This window comes from Acidiphilium sp. JA12-A1 (assembly GCF_000724705.2).
Taxonomy (GTDB): domain Bacteria; phylum Pseudomonadota; class Alphaproteobacteria; order Acetobacterales; family Acetobacteraceae; genus Acidiphilium; species Acidiphilium multivorum.
Window position 1 is genome coordinate 1 of record NZ_JFHO01000069.1, and the last position, 17130, is coordinate 17130.

Consider the following 17130-nt stretch of genomic DNA (forward strand, 5'->3'; position numbering starts at 1 on the left):
CTTGAGCTTGCAGAAGAAATTCTCGATCAGATGACGCCATTTGTAGGTTTCGTGGTCGATTTTCAGCTTCAGTGCCCGGGCCGGGTGCTGGGAAATGACGATCCTGGCGCCTCTTTCGTTGAGTTCTGCGACCAGAGCGTTGCTGTCGAATGCCTTGTCTGCGATCAATCCACCGAATTCGACGTTGTCGATCAGTGGCGGGACCTCGATGCTGTCATAGCGATTGCCCGGCATGAGACGAAAGCGCACAAGGTTGCCCAAGGCATCCGTCAGCGCCAGAATTTTGGTTGTCATGCCACCTTTGGAACGGCCTATGGCCTGGCTTTGAGTCCCCCTTTTGCGCCCTGGCCGTGACGGTGGACCTTGACGATCGTGCCGTCGACCATGGCGTATTCCATATCGGGTTCATCAGATACCGCGTCGAAAATCCGTTTGAAAACATCAGCGCGACGCCAGTCGTTGAACCGGCGGTAGGCCGTGCTCCAGTTGCCAAACATCGAAGGCAGATCACGCCACGGACTGCCAGTACGGACAATCCAAAGCACCGCTTCCAGAAACAGCCGATTGTCCCGGCCGCTGCGGCCAGGGTCACTCGCCTTGCCAAGACAATGCGGTTCTATCCTCGCCCATTGGGCGTCCGTCAGTACAAATCGTTCCATTCACAGCGTGAATCACAGCCACCCCCAAATGGGAATCCTAAATCCCCACAAGCCCTAGCGCAGCAACCCTGATCGGCTCTGGGCGCGCTAACCCTAAGATTAACTCAGGGTCGCCAGAGCTTCCGGTGTAAAATCAGCAATCTGATCGAATCGGCGTTGCCTGATCTTGTTGAGCCAGGCCGGGTCCTGAAGCAGTGGGCGTCCGACCGCGACGAGGTCGAACTCACCGCGTTCCAACCGCGCGAGCAATCCGTCGAGAGCGACGGCCTGGGCGCTCTTGCCGGCGAAGGACTGGTAGACGTCCGTGGAGAGGCCAACAGAGCCGACTGTTATTGCTGTGATGCCCGTCAGCTTCTTCGCCCAGCCGGCCAGGTTCAATTCGCCGTCGAACTCGGGAAAAGCGGGTTCCCAGAATTTCGGCTGCGAGAGGTGGAAGGCATCCGTACCTGCATCGGCAAACGCGTTGAGCCACCGCTCGAGCGCCTGAGGCGTCTCGGCAAGCCGAGCCTGGATGTCAGTCGGCTTCCACTGGGACAAACGGAGTATCACCGGAAAGCCCGGCGTCACCACCGACCGAATAGCCTTCAGAATCTCAATCGCGAAGCGGGAGCGTTCAAGGAGCGTCGAGCCGCCATAACGGTCGTTGCGTTGGTTGAGGTGCTCCAGAAAGAACTGGTTGATGAGATAGCCATGCGCGCCGTGCAGTTCGATGCCGTCGAACCCGAGCCGCTCGGCATCGACCGCAGCTTGTGCGAACGCGTCGATCGTGTCTGCGATATCAGCCTCACTCATGGGATGGCCCACCAACTCGCCCGCCCCCGAGAGTCCTGAAGGGCTTTCATAGGGAACGGGCGGGGCCCAGTCTGCGGCGGCTTTCGAGCGTTTCTGGCCCACATGCCAGAGCTGGGGCATTATGCGCCCGCCTGCTGCATGAACCTCGTCCACCACCTTTTTCCATCCGGCGAGTGCCACGTCTCCATGGAAACGAGGAAGATCAGGCTCGTTGAGCGCGGCCGGGCGGGCAATCCCCGTCCCCTCCGTTATGATAAGCCCGACACCATTCTCTGCGCGGCGGCGATAATAAGCTGCCACCGCGTCAGTTGGCACGCCGCCAGGAGAGAACGAGCGTGTCATCGGTGCCATGACCACGCGGTTCGGAAGGTTGAGAGCATTCAGCCGGTAAGGGCTGAACAGGGCATCAGGATTGGACATGGGATATCTCGAATCAGTGAGGGGAAATTGACTAAGCCGCGTCGATCCAGGCGGTTACCGCCGCGTTCACGTCTTCCTGACGATCCTGCATGATCCAGTGACCCGCGTGGGACCAGACGTCCACTTTTGACCTCGGGTGCGAGAACCACGGCCGCATGCGGTCGGCCTGGGCCGCATCGCGGCACAGGTGATAGACGGGCACTTGCAGGCTTTGACAGAACCTTGCGCTTGCCGCTCCCACACCAACCTGGCCATCTCCCACGAAGAGCGGCCCGAAAGTCTCGCGCACGACACAAGCGGGCATCCCCTGGGCGCGCCGGCCATGCCACAGCTTGAAAGCCGGATCGGTGGATGGATCATAAACTTGCTGAAACAGCGCCGATGCCACGACGCCAGGATCGCCCACCGTCAGGGCATGGGCCGTCTTCGCGAAGAGTTCACCCATCTCGTAGGAAAAGCCAAGCGAGCCATCGATGGATACCACCGCGACAACCATGTCCGGCCGCTTGGCGGCAAGACGGGCGGCGACTTGCCCCCCCATCGAGTGCCCCACGATGACGAATTCCTCACCAGGATATTCGGTTGCAATCAGCGCCTCGATGTCGGCGACGTAATCGTCTGGCATGTAGGAGCCCGGCGGCATGATCTCAGACCGGCCATGCCCGCGCAGATCGACGGCGACGACACGATACCTGCCTTCAAACAAGGACAACTGCCCGTTCCAGTCATGGGAATCGCCCGTCCAGCCGTGCAGGAACATCACGTTCCTGCCGCGGCCGGCCTCCGTCCTGAAGAGCCGCGCCGTGGCGCTTGGCGGCGCATGGGCCTGGATCTGCCCTGCTGTGACCGCCTGCGCGTCGCGGCGGGGACCATCCTGCTGATCCGTTCTCATGTCTCGTCTCCGTGATCGGTGAACCCGCCGCCCGGTTCATCGGATCGGTGCAGTGACCCGATGTTCAAGCCGATGGGCATTTCCTTGGCATCTAGATATACATCGGCTATCTAGGATCAATTACGCACCTCAAGGTGCGCAGGTATACGGGAGGATATCGGGATGACGTGCGAAGTGGACGCGGTGTTCTTTGCGGATTGTGCCGCCCGCTCTTTCTTCGATCAGGTCGCCAACAAATGGTCGGTGATGATCCTCACGCTGCTCAACGAAAAGCCGACACGGTTCAACGAACTCAGGCGACGGCTGGAAGGCATCACCCACAAGGCACTGACCCAGGCTCTCCGCCGCCTGGAACGCAACGGGCTGATCGCGCGGCAAGTGCTCCCGACCTCGCCCGTCGCGGTCGAATACTCGATCACGCAACTCGGGCGCACCCTGCAAATCCCGCTCGGCGCGGCCTATGACTGGGCAATTCACCATCTGGATGAGATCGAACAGGCGCAACAGCGATATGACGGGCGTGCAGGCCGATGAGCGAAGCGCCTGGTCACGCCGGTGCCGCGGATAACCGGCGGGACAGATTCATCGCCTGTCTTTCAGGTGGCCCGGCCGACGCGCGGAGAGGCAGGATCGGGTCGAATGCATGGGACCGGTAACCGCCCGGGGCCGGCGTTCGTGAGCTTCTGACAGCCGGGCCCCGGTTCGCCTCTGCTTTTCTCCACCACGAGCGGGCGGTCTCCGCGATGGTGTCGGCCGGCGCGCTCTGCCGGGATGCCGGTCTCGAGAGGCTGCCGCCCTGCATCCGGGCTTGCCGTTACCGTGTTCCGTCCCGGCGGAGCGTGCCTGTACGACACCGCCTGTGATCGCGTCCGCGGTAAAACGTGGCTATGCGAAGGCCGCGCGATGGGCCCTGAGGAATTCGATGACCGTCCTCGTGCGCGCCGGGATGCGCCCTTCACGCCGCACGATGGACATCCTCATCGGCTTGCCAGCCCATGCCGGCAGCAGCGGCATCAGTGCGCCGACGCGAAGCGGTTCCGAAACAAGCCAGCTTGGCGCCCAGATGATCCCGATCCCCGCGATCGCGGCGGCCGCAGCGGCGCAGGCATCGTCCAGGACCAGTGCGGGACCAGCGGCGACGCGGACGTGTTTCGGCGCGCCTGTTCGCGGGTGCGCATACCGCCAAGGCTCTACAATGCCGGTACGCTGGTTGCGGAAGCCGATGAGATCGTGGCCCGCCAGCTCGTCGGGTATCGACGGTGTGCCACGGTGGGCGAGATAGTCCGGTGCGGCGCAGGTGACCCAGGGAAACGCGCACAAGATCTGAGCCCGATGGCCCGGAATACCGTCCAGTGGCCCACTGCGGATGGCCAGGTCGACAGCTTCGTCCGCGAGATCGATCATCCGGTCGCTGCCGCGCAAGTCGAGCCTGATCTGCGGCAACGCCGCCTGGAAATGCGGCAGTAGCGGCACGAGGCAGGTCGTGAGGACAGCCGTCGGCGCGGTGATTCGCACCCGACCCGAGACGCCATCCCTCGACGCGACGCTGATTGCCGCGTCGGCCGTCTCCATGCTCCGCAGGGCCTCCCGCGCCAGCGGCAGGAGGCGTTCGCCATCATCGGTGAGCGAGACGGCGTGGGTCGAACGGTTGAGCAGGCGGATCGTCCTCGCCTGCTCGAGCCTGCCGATCGTCTTGGACACGCCGGAGGTCGTCATGCCGAGGCGGCGTCCCGCCGCCGCGAAGGAGCCTGTCTCGGCGACGGCCAGGAAACAGGTCAGCTGGATCATCGTCAGGGGTGACGGTGTGGACACAATGTCAACACTATCTGGACACAGGCGGCGCTTCAAGCGGCGCCGCAATCCGACGATATTGCGGTTCATTCAAAGGAGCGTCGCCATGAACATGATCCATGCCCAACCCTTTCTCGACGCGATGCACGCCAGGGCGCCTGCGGCGCTGGCAGACCATCTCGACCCGAACGTCACGCTCAGCAGCCCGTTCGTCACCGATCCGTTCGTCGGCAGGGACGCGGTTGTCCGCGTCTTGAAGGCCTTGCTGGCCGGGGTCGACGAATTCGAGACCACCGCGATCGTCGCCGGGGAGAACCGGGCGGCCATCATGCTGCGAATCCGTGCCGGCGAGGCCCAGGTCACGGGGGTCGATGACATGATTGTCGGCGAGGATGGGCGCATCACCAGCATGACGGTGCAGTGGCGTCCGCTGGCCGGCATCGTCGCCATCCAGCAAAGACTGGCCCCGCTCGTCGGTGTGCCCGCGCTGGAACTGGTCGAGCGGCGACGCGGCTGATATGAACCGTTTCCTCAGCGTTCCTGGGGGGACTCCCATGGCACCTTCCATGTGCCCGCGTTCCGCGCCCGGTTCGCGTCGAATGCCTGGCAAGAGAGCAGATCCCGTCAGGCCGCCCGCCGAAAGTGCCATTGCGGACTGGTTTGTCGGTGCGGATCTGGTCGACGCCTATGCCATCACGCTGCCCGATGGGGCGCCCGATGATATCGAGGCCCTGGCGCGCGAGGCCCTGGAACACCCGCCGGCCTGGTTTCGGGTGCTGCTCCGCCTCCGCGACACCATCGTCTCGGCGGGCGGCGTGAAATCCTCCCGGCGGATACGGCAGGATGCCGAGTCCGAAGGCCGCGCGACCGTGGCGTTCTTTCCTGTCCTGGCGCGTTCGGAGCGGGAGCTTGTGCTGGGGGAAGACGACCGGCACCTCGATTTCAGGGCCTCAGTCCTGGTAAGGGGCGCGACGGATGGTGAGAAGCGCGATCTTATCATGACCACAGCCGTGCGCTGCCACAATCTGCCGGGGCGTTTCTACCTCATGACGATCGCCCCGTTCCATCGCCTTGTCGTCCGCCGCAACCTTGAACGGCTCCTGCCGCGCTGACCGCTTCAGGGGCGCCCGTAATCCATCGGCGCCGATCCCCGCATGGACGAGGTCGGCGGCATCCGCTTTAGGCAGGCGGCATAAAAGCCCTGTCGGGGAAGGATTTCTCCACGACGTCCAGGAAAGCGCGCACCTTCGCCCCGACAAGCCGGCGGGAACTCTGTAGCGCCCAGAGTTCGACTGGAGGTTCGGACACTGGTCCCCAAAGGGCGAGGCGTCCTGCCGCGACATCGTCCGCAACCAGCAATTTGGGCAGGACCGCAGCACCAGTGCCCGCCAGCACCGCGTCGCGCACCATCAGCAGCGATGAGAGGCGCAGCACCGGCTCCGGCCTGACCACGATATCCGGCCCCGGATCGCCGCGAAGCTGCCAGATGATATCCGCCGGCGTTGTCGTCAGCACCACCGCCCGCACGGCCAGCTCACCCACCGCTGCTGAATGGCGCGCGGCCCGCGGCAGATCCGGCGGCGCCACGATCAGACGCTCGTCATTCAGGAACCGGCGGCCGACCAGCCGGTCGTCCGGCGCAGGATCAACGCGGATGACGAGATCATAGTCGTCCTCCACCGGATCGACCTTGCGATCCTCGGCGACGATCTCGAGCTGAACCTCCGGATACGCGAGGGCGAAACGAGCGCCGATCCGGCCGAATGCCATATGCGCGATGACGACCGGGACGCTGACCCTGAGCCGACCACGCGGGATGGAAGCTCCGAGCACCACCGCCTCGCGCGCTTCCGCGATCTCGTCAAGCGGCCCACATGTGCGTTCACGCAAGGCGCGCCCCTCTTCGGTCAGGCGCAGGCCCTGCGCGCCGCGCTCGATCAGCCGCACGCCGAGACTCCGCTCCAGTTCCGCGACCTTGCGCGACAGCGTCGCCTTCGACCGGTCGGAAACCCGGCTGGCGCGACCGATCCCGCCATGGGTAGCCACCAGATTGAAATCGGACAGGGCTTGCAGGTCCATAAGGTGTTCCGAATTTGGTACGATCAGTTTCAATCATGGCGGCTATCAGCAAAAAATGGAACGTCTATTTTGCTCCTTATCGCGGATGAAGGTCCGCGGCCACCAGAGGAGTACCCATCATGAGCATTCTCGTTACAGGCAGCACAGGCACGATCGGCACCCAGGTTCTGACCCATCTCCAGGGGCGTGGGGCCGATATCCGCGCGCTCACCCGCTCGCCTGGCAAGGCGTCGCTTCCCTCCGGCGTGACACCGGTACGCGGCGACCTCGCCGATATCGACTCGGTGCGCGCGGCACTCGATGGCGTCAGCACGCTCTTCCTGCTCGTTCCCAACGTCGCCGACGAACTGACCCAGGCCATGCTGACACTGACGGTCGCGCGCGAAGCCGGCGTCAAGGGCATCGTCTATCTGTCGGTGTTCAAGGGCGAGGCCTATGCCGACGTGCCGCATTTCGCAGGCAAGCATACAGTCGAGCGGATGATCGAGGCGCTGGACCTGCCGGCGACAATCCTGCGTCCGGCCTATTTCATCCAGAACGACCTTCGCCAGAAAGACCCGCTGCTGAAGTTCGGCGCCTATGCCGCGCCGATCGGTGCGAAGGGGGTCTCGATGGTCGATATCCGCGATATCGGCGAGGCCGCCGCCATCGAACTGCTCCGCCGGGACCAGGGGCCCGCGCCGATTGGTCGCGAGATCTATGAACTGGTCGGCCCAGACAGCCTGACCGGAGAAGGCCTCGCGGCGATCTGGAGCGACGCACTCGGCCGCGCCATCAGCTATGGCGGCGACGATCTCACCGTGATGGAGCAACGGATGAAGGCTATGCTGCCGGCGTGGCACGCGCTCGACCTGCGTCTGATGTTCGGTCGCTACCAGACGGACGGTGCGACGGCGACAGCTGCCGACATCGCGCATCTTACCAAGCTGCTAGGCCGCGCACCCCGCTCCTACCGAGCCTTTGCCAAGGATGCCGCCGCCCAGTGGGCGAAGGGCTGAGTGCCGGGCCACACGTCAAACCAGGAGACGGTTCATGACCGACATTCATCCCCTGCCTCCTCAGGACGCGGCGGCTGTAGCCGCGATGCGGCAGGCCGCGTCACCTCACAAGGGCGAGGTCCTCGGCCCGCAGGCGCGGCCGATATTCGACGCCATGCTCGCCGCCATCCCTTCTGCGGCGGGGATACGGGCCGAGCCGGCGACGGTCGGCGGCATAAAGGGCCTCTGGTCTTATGACTATTTATCATTCATCAGGCTTGGACAAGGAATTATTCATTAGCCTCCGCTTCAATTGCGGACTTGAGCCGACGATTAAGCCGCATCAGCGCGGGTGGCACATAGCCACCTCTACGAGTGATAAAGCCCAGGTTTCTATGCATTTTGATGTCGCCGCTCGGAATTTCTACAAGGGCTTTCCGAACTCGTTCGCTTCTCAAAATCCGCCGGGGCAAAAAACCAAGCAAGTCGGTTTCTTCGATGAAGGCGGCTACGAGTTGGGCTGATCCGATCTCGACTTGCACATTTGGTGGGTCAAATCCCCGGGCAATGAAAGCATTGTCCAGCCAGTCGCGACTCGCCACGAAGCGGGATGCCAGAACCCAGTGGCATTGAGACAATTCGTGGATCGTCACCGGTCTGCGACGATCAAGCGGATGTCTTTTTCTTCCGATAACGACGACATCGTCTTCCCCCCAGTTTTCTCGGGTCAGGTTGAACGCGTCTCTCGCCTGGACCGTCGTGACAATCCCATCAAGGTGATCGTCGACGAGGTCTCGCCGCAGCGCATCGTTTAAGCCGATCTGCAGCTTGAGGGTCGTCCGCGCGGCCTCGGATCGATGCCAGTCGGCGATGACGGGCAAAAGGCTTTCCACGATCGACGTGCCAAGCCCAAGCCTGACGTGGCCTTTATGGCCTCCTGCCACTTCGGCCACATCTCTGAGAGCGTCAGCCATCGACGCGCGCATCTTAACCGCATGGGACAACAGCGTTTGCCCGGCAGCGGTCAACACCAGTCGTCGGCCCCGTCTTTCGAATAATGCACCTTCGACGCGATCTTCGAGGCGACGGATGCACTTGCTCAGCGCCGGCTTTGTGCGTCCGACTTCGGCGGCGGCTCGGGTGAGGCTCTGCAGCCTTGCGATCGCCTCGAAGTAAGCAAGATCGCGGATGTCCATTGAATGTTTCCCAACAGTTTACTTTTGATGAAAATTAGAAACTAGACGTCAACTGCGCCATGCGCAATCCTGACCGTGGAAACGATCGAAAAGGGTGGAGATGTCGGCAACGATCTTGGTGAGTGCGCCCACGCTGGCGGAGGCAGGGCAGGAGGTCCTTCGTGCGGAAGGCTGCAGGGTAATCTTCACCAGCAGACATGGCGGCACTGAGGAAATGCTACAGCATCTCCGGCGCGAGGCAGTGGATGGCGTAATTTCTCGCACCTTGCCTTTCGACGCACAGGCTTTCGCCGCTGCGGGATCGACTCTTAAGGTGATTTCGCGCCACGGCGTTGGTTTTGATAATGTCGATGTAGCGACAGCCACTGAGCGCGGCATCCCTGTCTTGATCGCACCGGCGGGCAACGGACAGTCGGTGGCCGAACTGACCATGGCGCTGATGTTGGCGGCCGCTCGGCGGGTCACGACCCAAAACGCCGCGATCCGGGCAGGTAACTGGGATCGCAGCGGCAGCGGGCTTCAATTAGGCACCAAGACGCTCGGCCTCATCGGGTTCGGTGGTATTGGAAAAGCGGTGGCACGAGCCGCGTTGGGGTTCGGCATGCAGGTGATCGCATTTGATCCGCTCGCAACACCGGAGCCCGGTCTATCGGTCGAACTGGTCGATAGCCTCCAGCAAATGCTTCCGCGCAGTCACTTTTTGTCGCTGCATATCCCGTTGAACGAACAAACTCGCGATCTGATCGGTGCGTCGCAGATCGCCGCACTTCCGAAGGGCGCTGTGATCGTCAACACGTCTCGGGGCGGATTGATCGACGAGGCGGCCCTGCTGGCGGGGTTGGATAGCGGTCACCTTTACGGTGCGGGCCTCGATACTTTTTCAATCGAGCCATTGCCGGCTTCTCATCCGCTTTGCAATCACCCGAATACTGTTCTCACCGCACACGTCGGAGGGTCGACGGATGCCGCGCTCGCGGCCACCGCGAGAATGGCGGCGGAGCACGCTCTCGCCATCATTCACGGCCGTCCGTTCGATGCGACGGTCTGCGTTAATCCATTCACATTGAAAAGAATATCCAGATGATCGAGACCAACGCATGGCCGCCGGGCTACAGGGTCAATCCACGGGTTACGACGCTGGCTCCGTCCTTGGTCGCGGACTTCAAAGGAGTTCCTGCAGCTCACGCGAGCGATAGCATGGGCCGAGCCGTCGGAGCGATCGGCTTGCAGTCATATCATGCCGACCTGACGCTGATCGTGGCCGGACCGGCCATCACCGTCCGCGTGAGGCCCGGGGACAACCTGATGATCCACCAGGCTATTGCGATGTCACATCCCGGCGACGTGATCGTCATCGATGGAGGCGGCAATGTCAGCCAGGCCCTGATCGGTGGCCTAATGAGAACCTCGGCCATGAAAAAGGGGATCGCGGCCTTCGTCGTGGATGGCGCCGTTCGTGACCTTGCCGAGTGGGCCCAAGGGGGTATTGCTTGTTACGCCCGCGGCCATACCCACAGGGGACCGACAAAGGATGGTCCCGGTGAAGTCAATGTGCCGATTGCATGCGCAGGGATGGTGGTCAGTCCGGGCGACCTGATGATCTGCGATGCCGATGGCGTGCTTGCCGTGCCGGCCGCCGAAGCAAAAGACTTGCTTGTCCGCGCCAAAGCCCATGCGAGGCGGGAAGATGACATTCGCGCCGCTAACGCGGCGGGCACCACCGATCCGGAGCGTTTCAACAAATTGCTGCGCTCGAAAGGATGCCCGGTTTGACGTCCTTTCCGAAGCAACTTCTCGTCCCCCTTGCCGATGGGGGGCCTGCTTTCGTCTCGTTACCAAAAGCCGAGCAAGACGGGATAGGCTGCTTCAACGACCTGCCCGTGAGCCTCATGATTCTGGCCGAGGACGCATTGCATCACGGCGAACTGGAGTTGGCGGCGGCGATTGCCGCAAAGGATCGATCTCGAACCATCCACTTCCGGCCGTCGAGAATTCTGATGCAGGACAGCTCGGGCATTCCTGTTCTGGCTGACCTCGCGGCACTGAGGGACGCGGCGCCGGACCCCCGATCGGTCGAACCCCGCATTCCGGTCGATCTCGTCGTGGATCATTCGGTCGAGGTCGACCATTCCGGGATCCCCGAGGCACTCGTCCGAAATCTCGACAGGGAGTTCGAGCGAAACCGCGAACGATATCGGTTTCTGCGATGGGCTCGGCACGCCTTTCAGGCGCTTCGCGTGGTGCCTCCAGGGCGCGGCATCTGCCACCAGATCAACCTCGAAGTGCTGGCCCGTGTCGTGCAGGTCGTCGACGGAATTGCGTACCCCGACACGATGTTGGGTACGGACAGCCACAGCACGATGGTGAATGCCCTCGGCGTTCTGGGATGGGGGGTCGGCGGTATCGAGGCGTTGTCGGCAATGCTGGGACGCTCGGTCGCATTGAGGATACCCAGGATCGTCGGTGTCAGGCTACTCAATCGTCTTCCGCCAGGATGCACGGCGACCGATCTGGCGCTGGCCTTGACAGCCTTTCTCCGACAACTTGGCGTTGTCGGGAAAATCGTCGAATTTTACGGCCCCGGTCTGAACAGCCTGCGCCTTTCCGACCGCGCTACCGTCGCCAACATGGCGCCGGAATACGGCGCTACCATGGGCTTCTTCCCGGTTGACAATGAGGTCCTGGCGTACCTCCGACTCACCGGCCGGCGTGCAGACCATGTCGCGTTGGTCGATGCCTATACCCAGGCGCAGGGCTTCCGGCAGAACGAGACATCTCGCCGCTTTGACGAGACGGTCGAGTTTGATCTCGATACGGTCGATCCGTGCGTCGCCGGGCCGTCACGTCCAACCCAGACAATGCCGCTGTCCGCTGTTCCGTCTTCGGTCCCGCGTGGCTCGGGAAAGGTCGACGCCGCGGCGCCGATCCGTGACGGCGATATCGTGATAGCTGCCATTACCAGTTGCACCAACACCTCCAATACGGATGCCATGCTGCGCGCGGGTTTGCTGGCCCGGGCGGCACGCCAACTGGGATTGAAACCCCCTCCATGGGTCAAGACATCGCTTTCTCCGGGGTCTCATGCCACGGGCGACTATCTTCGGGATCTGGGGTTGCTCGAAGATCTGGCAGCGGTCGGCTTCGGCCTGGTCGGATATGGCTGCATGACCTGCATGGGAAATTCCGGCCCGCTATCGCCAGAAATTGAGGCGGCCATACGTCGCGATGGCTTGTCGGTCGCGGCCATTCTCTCCGGCAACCGTAATTTCGAAGGCCGTATCCATCCGCTCTGCCAGGCATCATACCTCGCATCACCGCCAATGGTGGTTGCCTACGCGATCGCAGGTGACATGCGTCGCGATCTCTCAAGAGAAGCGCTGGGGAAGGATCGGGTAGGCCGGCCGATCATGCTTGCGGATTTATGGCCAAGCGACGAGGCCGTCGCCGCTGCGGCCGCTCGCCTGTCGCCAGCGATATACACAGCGAGCGCGAATGCCGCCTTCGATGGACCTATAGCCTGGACCGCCCTGGACGCTCCGGCCACACCGCTCTATCCGTGGGAACCCCAAAGCTTGTCTATCCGGCGGCCGCCTTTCGTGGATGGACCGGTAGCGGCCCCTCTCGTCACGCAAGACATTTCTGATGCACGGATCCTCGCCTTGCTCGGCGACGACGTCACCACGGATCATATATCGCCAGTATCCCGGATCTTGCCGCAATATGAGGCGGGTCAATGGCTCATCGAGCGAGGGGAAGCGCCTGACAAGCTGCAATCCTATAGTGCGCGCCGGGTGAACCACGATGTCATGGCGCGCGGTACCTTCGCAAACCCGCGACTTCGCAACCGCCTGGCGCGCGGAAAAGAGGGCGGTTTCACAAGGCTTTCGCCAGACGGTGATCTCGTCACGATTCACGCTGCCGCGGAAACGCTAAGAACCAGCGACATACCCATGGTCGTGATCGCTGGCCGCAACTACGGCGCAGGATCTGCGCGGGACTGGGCTGCAAAGGGAACGCGCATTCTCGGCATTTCCGCGGTCATCGCAGAAAGCTTTGAACGTATCCACAGGGCGAATTTGGTGGCTCTGGGCGTGCTGCCATTGCAGTTCCCTGACGGGTTCAGCCTTGATTCGCTTGCCCTTGACGGGTTTGAGACCATCGATCTCCGCGGACTGCGGCATCTGCGACCGAGCGGCCAAGTCTCTGCGCTTTTCTATCGCAATAAGGCGTTGATCTGTGAACTCGCCCTGATTTGCCGCACGGAAACGGATGAAGAGGTGGCCGATCTGCGCGGAGGCGGTGTTCTGCCGACCGTGTTACGAGACCTGGTTTGCGGCTCGTGATCAATCCAGAAAATCAATAGGCCAAACAAATACAAAGGAGAACGTCAATGCATGTTTATAATCAGTTTGGCTGGCAAGAGGCTATTCTCCATAGATGCAGGGCGTCCAAGGGAGAATAGTGAAATGCCGATTTCGCAGCCCACAGTATCTTTGTCAGATTCGGTTCCCAACTCGCGCTGGTTCAGAATTCTTCCCCCGTGTGTCATCATCTACATCATAGCGTACATGGACCGGGTCAATATCGGATTTGCAATGGCCGCAGGCATGAACAAGGACCTCGGCATTTCGAGCACATATGCCGGCCTTGCCGCGGGCATCTTCTTTTGGGGCTATCTCCTGCTGCAGATCCCCGGCGGCCACATTGCCGAGCATGGAAGCCCCAAGAAGTTCATCGCGTCGACGATATTGGCTTGGGGGGCAATATCTTTTCTGACTGGCTTCGTTCAGACAGGTTGGGAACTCTATGTGATGCGTTTCCTCTTGGGCGTCGCCGAAGGGGGTGTTTACCCAGCCATCCTGGTCGTCGTCGGAAAATGGTTTCCGCGAACTGAAATCGGCAGGGCAAACGCTCTATTTCTCATCAGCCTTCCGCTATCCGCTGTTCTGACCAACCCGATTTCGGGCTTTGTGGTCGATCAATATGGATGGCGCGCGCTGTTCTATTTCGAAGGCGTGGTTTCACTTGTCCTGCTCCTGATCTGGTGGCCGCTGGCAAGCGATGATCCGACCACGGCGAAATGGATATCCACGGCAGAGCGCGATTATATTCAGGCGGCGCTCGCCCACGATCGAGCCGCAAAAGAAGAAGAATTCGCGAGAGCTGACAGATCAACCAGAGGGACCTACCGTCAGCTTTTGCTCGACAAGAATTTATGGATCATGTCCATCATCTTTATCTGCTTCCTGACTGGATCGTACGGCTTTCTCATCTGGCTACCGACGATCTTGAAGGAGCTCATGAAAGCCAGCCTGAGCTCCGTCGGATGGCTGAGTGTCCTGCCTCTTACCGCGGCCGTCATCGGCCTGTATTCATTCGGCGCGTTGTCCGACCGGAAGGGTAATCGACGCGGGTGGTGTACAATTGCCTTGTGCGGGTTTGGTATCGCTTTCGGGTTGGCGGCTTTCATTCCGCATCTCAGATGGATATCTTTTGCGCTTATCGTGGTTACGGGACTTCTTTCAAAGGCCATTGCGGGTCCGTACTGGTCAATGCCGGACCTCCTTTTTCCTCCCGGTGTTACAGGTGGTGCACGCGGCATCATAAACGGAATCGGTAATCTCGGCGGGTTTATAGGGCCAGTGCTTTTTGGTTGGCTGACCACGCTCACCGGAACGACGAGTGCAGGCATTTATGCCTTGGCGGCGATCTTGGTCCTTGGTGGGCTTGTCTGCCGGTTGTTACCAGAAACTACTGGAGGCGATAACGGTTGAAAGACGAGCTGGACACCCGCAATAACCCTGTGAGTGTTGTTGAATTCGTGATTCACTGAGGCGGTCGTGAATTGGAGGCGGGTGGATGGGGGCGTGGTCTCTGTTCGGGCTTTCGGAGCATCTTGAGCGTCTGAGCAAGACCGGGGACCCGCTGGAGGTTCTGGAAGCGACGGTCGATTTCGAGCATTTCCGTGGCTGGCTGGTTGAAGGGCCGGGCTACGGGGACGGAGCCAGGGGTGGCCGCCCGCCCTTCGACCCTGTTTCGATGTTCAAGGCGCTGATCCTTCAGGCCCGGCACAATCTGAGCGATGCCAGGATGGAGTTCATGATCCGGGACCGCCTGTCCTGGATGCGCTTCCTGCGCTTTGATCGTGGCGGGCCGACGCCGGATGAGAACACGATCCGGCTGTTCCGTAACAAACTGACCGAGACCGGCACGCTGAAGCGGGTGATGAAGGCGTTCGACTGGCAGTTGCAGAAGAAGGGCTACATCCCGATGTCGGGCCAGATCGTCGATGCGTCGCTGGTGCCGGCACCGAAGCAGCGGAACACGGATGCGGAGAAGGAAGCGATCAAGGCCGGCAAGACAGCGCGTGAGATCTGGCCGGAGGAGCCCCACAAGGCAGCGCAAAAAGACACGGACGCGCGGTGGACGCTCAAGATCGGCGGCAAGATCCGGTATCGGCCGGACGGCACGTCACTGCCCCAGATTGCGCCGCCTGTGTTCGGCCACAAATCCCACATCGCGATCGACCGGCGCTTCGGCTTCATCCGGGAGAGTGCGGTGACGTCGGCATCCCATGCGGATGGCCGGGTGCTGCCGCGGTTGGTGACGACGGACAACACTTCCTCGGAGGTCTGGGCCGACAGTGCCTATCGCTCGCAGAAGAATGAGAAATGGCTGGCTTCAAGGATGCTGGTCAGCCGCATCCACAGGCGCAAGCCGGCGGGCAAGCCGATGCCGCACAATATCGCGCGGGCCAATGCCGCGAAATCGTCGATCCGTGCCCATGTCGAACACGTCTTCGCCCACCAGAAGAACAGGTTCGGCCTGTTCATCCGCACCATCGGCATCTCACGGGTCGAAGCGAAACTCATCCTGGCCAATATCGCCTACAACTTCGACCGGCTCATCTTCCATGAACGCGCCCGAGCCATGGGATGAATCCGTCCAGGCCTCGGGATTGCGGCACCGATCGCAGCCTCCGCGACCCACGCAGACGGTCAAATAAGGCCATTCAAACGGCCAAGAGCGCCGTATCAAGATTCAGATCCAACCAACCGCCAAATCCGCAAGGGCAAATACGGGTGTCCAGCTAACGGATAGGATCTAGAGCATATTTCGATCAATCTGGGTCATATCTGCATGAGCTGAAGTATTCGTTGGCGCACTCGGCGGGCTTTAAGATATCGACGAGCCTGCCGATGATGATCCACATGCCAGAGACGATTCGCTCACCGGCATTCGCAATATGGCCTTGACGCGGCCGACGGCCGTTTCGATTGATGGTGTGGATAGATCCTGCTCCCGGCATGACTTTGCGTCATAGTTGGGAAGTCATCATCCTACATAGAGGAGCCATCCATGTCCGAGCTTGCCACAGATGGTATCGACCTCGCAAAGAGCGTCTTCTAGAGCGTATTTCGATCAGTCCGGGTCATATCCGCATGAGCTGAAGTAGTTGGCGCATTCGCGGTGCTGGAAGCTGTCGACGAGCCTGCCGATCAGGTCCCATAGGCCGGAGACGGTTCGCTCTCCGATCTTTCTGAAGAGTTTATGCGGATTGGCAAAGGAGGAAAACAAATCTGGCTGCAAGCCTCCTATAATCCGATCTTCGATCTCAACAACAAGGCCGTAAAAGTTATAAAATTTGCGACCGATATTACTGATCGTGTACAAGCGGTAAATGGCATTACAGTTGGCTTGAAAGAGCTTGCGGGTAAAAATCTAGAATATAGAATTACAGATATTTTCTCCCATGATTTCGAAAGCGTTCGTCAGGATTTCAATTCATCACTTGAACAATTGGAATCGACAATGGCTGCGATTTCATCGAATATCCAGAGTGTCAGAAGCAGTTCCGGTGAAATTGCCCAGGCATCCGACGATCTTGCACGCCGCACGGAGCAGCAGGCCGCAAGCCTCGAGGAGACCGCGGCTGCATTGAATGAAATTACAACGACTGTGGCGAAGACGGCTGAAAGCGCCTCTGAGGCTCGCGACATTGTTGATATGGCAAAGTCCGACGCAGAACATTCTGCCGTCGTAGTCGCGGAGACCGTGAGTGCGATGGCGGGTATCGAGAACTCATCCAATCAGATCAGCAACATCATCGGCGTCATCGACGAGATCGCGTTTCAGACCAATCTCCTTGCCCTGAATGCCGGGGTAGAGGCCGCACGCGCCGGTGATGCAGGGCGCGGGTTTGCCGTCGTGGCCACTGAGGTTCGCGCCCTGGCGCAACGCTCGGCCGACGCGGCGAAAGAGATAAAGACGCTAATTTCCGCTTCGACTCAACAAGTTGGTACTGGCGTGGCACTGGTCGGCAA

At 61.1% G+C, this 17130-nt stretch carries 16 protein-coding genes and 1 pseudogene; 11 read left to right on the plus strand and 6 right to left on the minus strand.

Going from position 1 to position 17130, the window contains the following annotated elements; all coding sequences use genetic code 11:
• From RT91_RS22590 to RT91_RS13475, 3 genes and pseudogenes are all read right to left on the minus strand, one after another.
• Positions 1-659 (minus strand): annotated as a pseudogene (locus RT91_RS22590) (IS5 family transposase); the annotation flags it as partial.
• 99 nt (positions 660-758) lie between these two features.
• The gene (locus RT91_RS13470; RefSeq protein ID WP_035187689.1) at positions 759-1871 is read right to left on the minus strand and encodes an NADH:flavin oxidoreductase; all 1113 of its coding nucleotides are present in this window, start codon (positions 1869-1871) and stop codon (positions 759-761) included.
• A 31-nt stretch (positions 1872-1902) separates the two neighbouring features.
• Positions 1903-2763 carry an alpha/beta fold hydrolase gene (locus tag RT91_RS13475; RefSeq protein ID WP_051788292.1) on the minus strand — a complete coding sequence of 287 codons (861 nt, stop codon included), beginning with the start codon at positions 2761-2763 and terminating at the stop codon, positions 1903-1905.
• Positions 2764-2937: 174 nt separating this feature from the next.
• Here RT91_RS13475 and RT91_RS13480 point away from each other — a divergent pair, with 174 nt between their 5' ends.
• Positions 2938-3297 carry a helix-turn-helix domain-containing protein gene (locus RT91_RS13480; protein ID WP_240314297.1) on the plus strand — a complete coding sequence of 120 codons (360 nt, stop codon included), beginning with the start codon at positions 2938-2940 and terminating at the stop codon, positions 3295-3297.
• Between the two features lie 351 nt (positions 3298-3648).
• Here the strand turns inward: RT91_RS13480 and RT91_RS13485 are convergent, their stop codons facing one another.
• Positions 3649-4644, minus strand: coding sequence for a LysR family transcriptional regulator (locus tag RT91_RS13485; protein ID WP_082468598.1), 996 nt, complete (start codon positions 4642-4644; stop codon positions 3649-3651).
• 16 nt (positions 4645-4660) lie between these two features.
• Between RT91_RS13485 and RT91_RS20645 the strand changes: the two genes are divergently transcribed.
• On the plus strand, positions 4661-5071 hold the full coding sequence (locus tag RT91_RS20645) for a nuclear transport factor 2 family protein (protein WP_035187693.1): 411 nt from the start codon (positions 4661-4663) through the stop codon (positions 5069-5071).
• Positions 5072-5108: 37 nt separating this feature from the next.
• Positions 5109-5666 carry a DUF2867 domain-containing protein gene (locus tag RT91_RS13495; RefSeq protein WP_240314298.1) on the plus strand — a complete coding sequence of 186 codons (558 nt, stop codon included), beginning with the start codon at positions 5109-5111 and terminating at the stop codon, positions 5664-5666.
• A gap of 67 nt (positions 5667-5733) precedes the next feature.
• Here RT91_RS13495 and RT91_RS13500 read toward each other — a convergent pair whose 3' ends face one another.
• Entirely contained in the window at positions 5734-6633 is a 900-nt protein-coding gene (locus RT91_RS13500) for a LysR family transcriptional regulator (RefSeq protein WP_035187696.1), read from the minus strand.
• 119 nt (positions 6634-6752) lie between these two features.
• On the opposite strand from RT91_RS13500, the gene RT91_RS13505 reads away from it, so the two are divergent.
• Together RT91_RS13505 and RT91_RS13510 are read left to right on the plus strand one after the other, a co-directional pair.
• The gene (locus tag RT91_RS13505; RefSeq protein WP_035187697.1) at positions 6753-7631 is read left to right on the plus strand and encodes an NmrA/HSCARG family protein; all 879 of its coding nucleotides are present in this window, start codon (positions 6753-6755) and stop codon (positions 7629-7631) included.
• A 34-nt stretch (positions 7632-7665) separates the two neighbouring features.
• Positions 7666-7911, plus strand: a complete 246-nt coding sequence (locus RT91_RS13510; protein WP_055726023.1) for a hypothetical protein — start codon at positions 7666-7668, stop codon at positions 7909-7911.
• On the opposite strand, the gene RT91_RS13515 is transcribed toward RT91_RS13510, so the two are convergent.
• Complete coding sequence (locus RT91_RS13515; protein ID WP_035187698.1) at positions 7901-8806, minus strand: LysR family transcriptional regulator; 906 nt, start codon at positions 8804-8806, stop codon at positions 7901-7903. The two genes, RT91_RS13510 and RT91_RS13515, sit on opposite strands and share 11 nt — an antisense overlap.
• Positions 8807-8906: 100 nt before the next feature.
• On the opposite strand from RT91_RS13515, the gene RT91_RS13520 reads away from it, so the two are divergent.
• From RT91_RS13520 to RT91_RS13545, 6 genes are all read left to right on the plus strand, one after another.
• Positions 8907-9890, plus strand: a complete 984-nt coding sequence (locus tag RT91_RS13520; protein WP_035187700.1) for an NAD(P)-dependent oxidoreductase — start codon at positions 8907-8909, stop codon at positions 9888-9890.
• Positions 9887-10579: an RraA family protein gene (locus RT91_RS13525; RefSeq protein WP_035187702.1), complete on the plus strand. Its 693-nt coding sequence runs from the start codon at positions 9887-9889 to the stop codon at positions 10577-10579. Before RT91_RS13520 ends, RT91_RS13525 begins: the two co-directional genes overlap by 4 nt.
• Positions 10576-13149: an aconitate hydratase AcnA gene (gene acnA, locus RT91_RS13530; RefSeq protein WP_240314299.1), complete on the plus strand. Its 2574-nt coding sequence runs from the start codon at positions 10576-10578 to the stop codon at positions 13147-13149. Before RT91_RS13525 ends, acnA begins: the two co-directional genes overlap by 4 nt.
• Positions 13150-13272: 123 nt before the next feature.
• Positions 13273-14580 carry an MFS transporter gene (locus tag RT91_RS13535; protein ID WP_035187709.1) on the plus strand — a complete coding sequence of 436 codons (1308 nt, stop codon included), beginning with the start codon at positions 13273-13275 and terminating at the stop codon, positions 14578-14580.
• 85 nt (positions 14581-14665) lie between these two features.
• Positions 14666-15745: an IS5/IS1182 family transposase gene (locus tag RT91_RS13540; protein WP_035187711.1), complete on the plus strand. Its 1080-nt coding sequence runs from the start codon at positions 14666-14668 to the stop codon at positions 15743-15745.
• Between the two features lie 612 nt (positions 15746-16357).
• On the plus strand, positions 16358-17130 hold a 773-nt coding region (locus RT91_RS13545; protein WP_240314300.1), incomplete at its 3' end, for a methyl-accepting chemotaxis protein.

What these genes read in the sequence shown, in the direction of transcription:
- RT91_RS13470 (WP_035187689.1), bottom strand. Translation starts at nt 1,871, where the DNA reads ATGTCCAATCCTGATGCCCTGTTCAGCCCTTACCGGCTGAATGCTCTC.
- RT91_RS13475 (WP_051788292.1), bottom strand. Translation starts at nt 2,763, where the DNA reads ATGAGAACGGATCAGCAGGATGGTCCCCGCCGCGACGCGCAGGCGGTC.
- RT91_RS13485 (WP_082468598.1), bottom strand. Translation starts at nt 4,644, where the DNA reads ATGAACCGCAATATCGTCGGATTGCGGCGCCGCTTGAAGCGCCGCCTG.
- RT91_RS20645 (WP_035187693.1), top strand. Translation starts at nt 4,661, where the DNA reads ATGAACATGATCCATGCCCAACCCTTTCTCGACGCGATGCACGCCAGG.
- RT91_RS13495 (WP_240314298.1), top strand. Translation starts at nt 5,109, where the DNA reads ATGGCACCTTCCATGTGCCCGCGTTCCGCGCCCGGTTCGCGTCGAATG.
- RT91_RS13500 (WP_035187696.1), bottom strand. Translation starts at nt 6,633, where the DNA reads ATGGACCTGCAAGCCCTGTCCGATTTCAATCTGGTGGCTACCCATGGC.
- RT91_RS13505 (WP_035187697.1), top strand. Translation starts at nt 6,753, where the DNA reads ATGAGCATTCTCGTTACAGGCAGCACAGGCACGATCGGCACCCAGGTT.
- RT91_RS13510 (WP_055726023.1), top strand. Translation starts at nt 7,666, where the DNA reads ATGACCGACATTCATCCCCTGCCTCCTCAGGACGCGGCGGCTGTAGCC.
- RT91_RS13515 (WP_035187698.1), bottom strand. Translation starts at nt 8,806, where the DNA reads ATGGACATCCGCGATCTTGCTTACTTCGAGGCGATCGCAAGGCTGCAG.
- RT91_RS13520 (WP_035187700.1), top strand. Translation starts at nt 8,907, where the DNA reads ATGTCGGCAACGATCTTGGTGAGTGCGCCCACGCTGGCGGAGGCAGGG.
- RT91_RS13525 (WP_035187702.1), top strand. Translation starts at nt 9,887, where the DNA reads ATGATCGAGACCAACGCATGGCCGCCGGGCTACAGGGTCAATCCACGG.
- RT91_RS13535 (WP_035187709.1), top strand. Translation starts at nt 13,273, where the DNA reads ATGCCGATTTCGCAGCCCACAGTATCTTTGTCAGATTCGGTTCCCAAC.
- RT91_RS13540 (WP_035187711.1), top strand. Translation starts at nt 14,666, where the DNA reads ATGGGGGCGTGGTCTCTGTTCGGGCTTTCGGAGCATCTTGAGCGTCTG.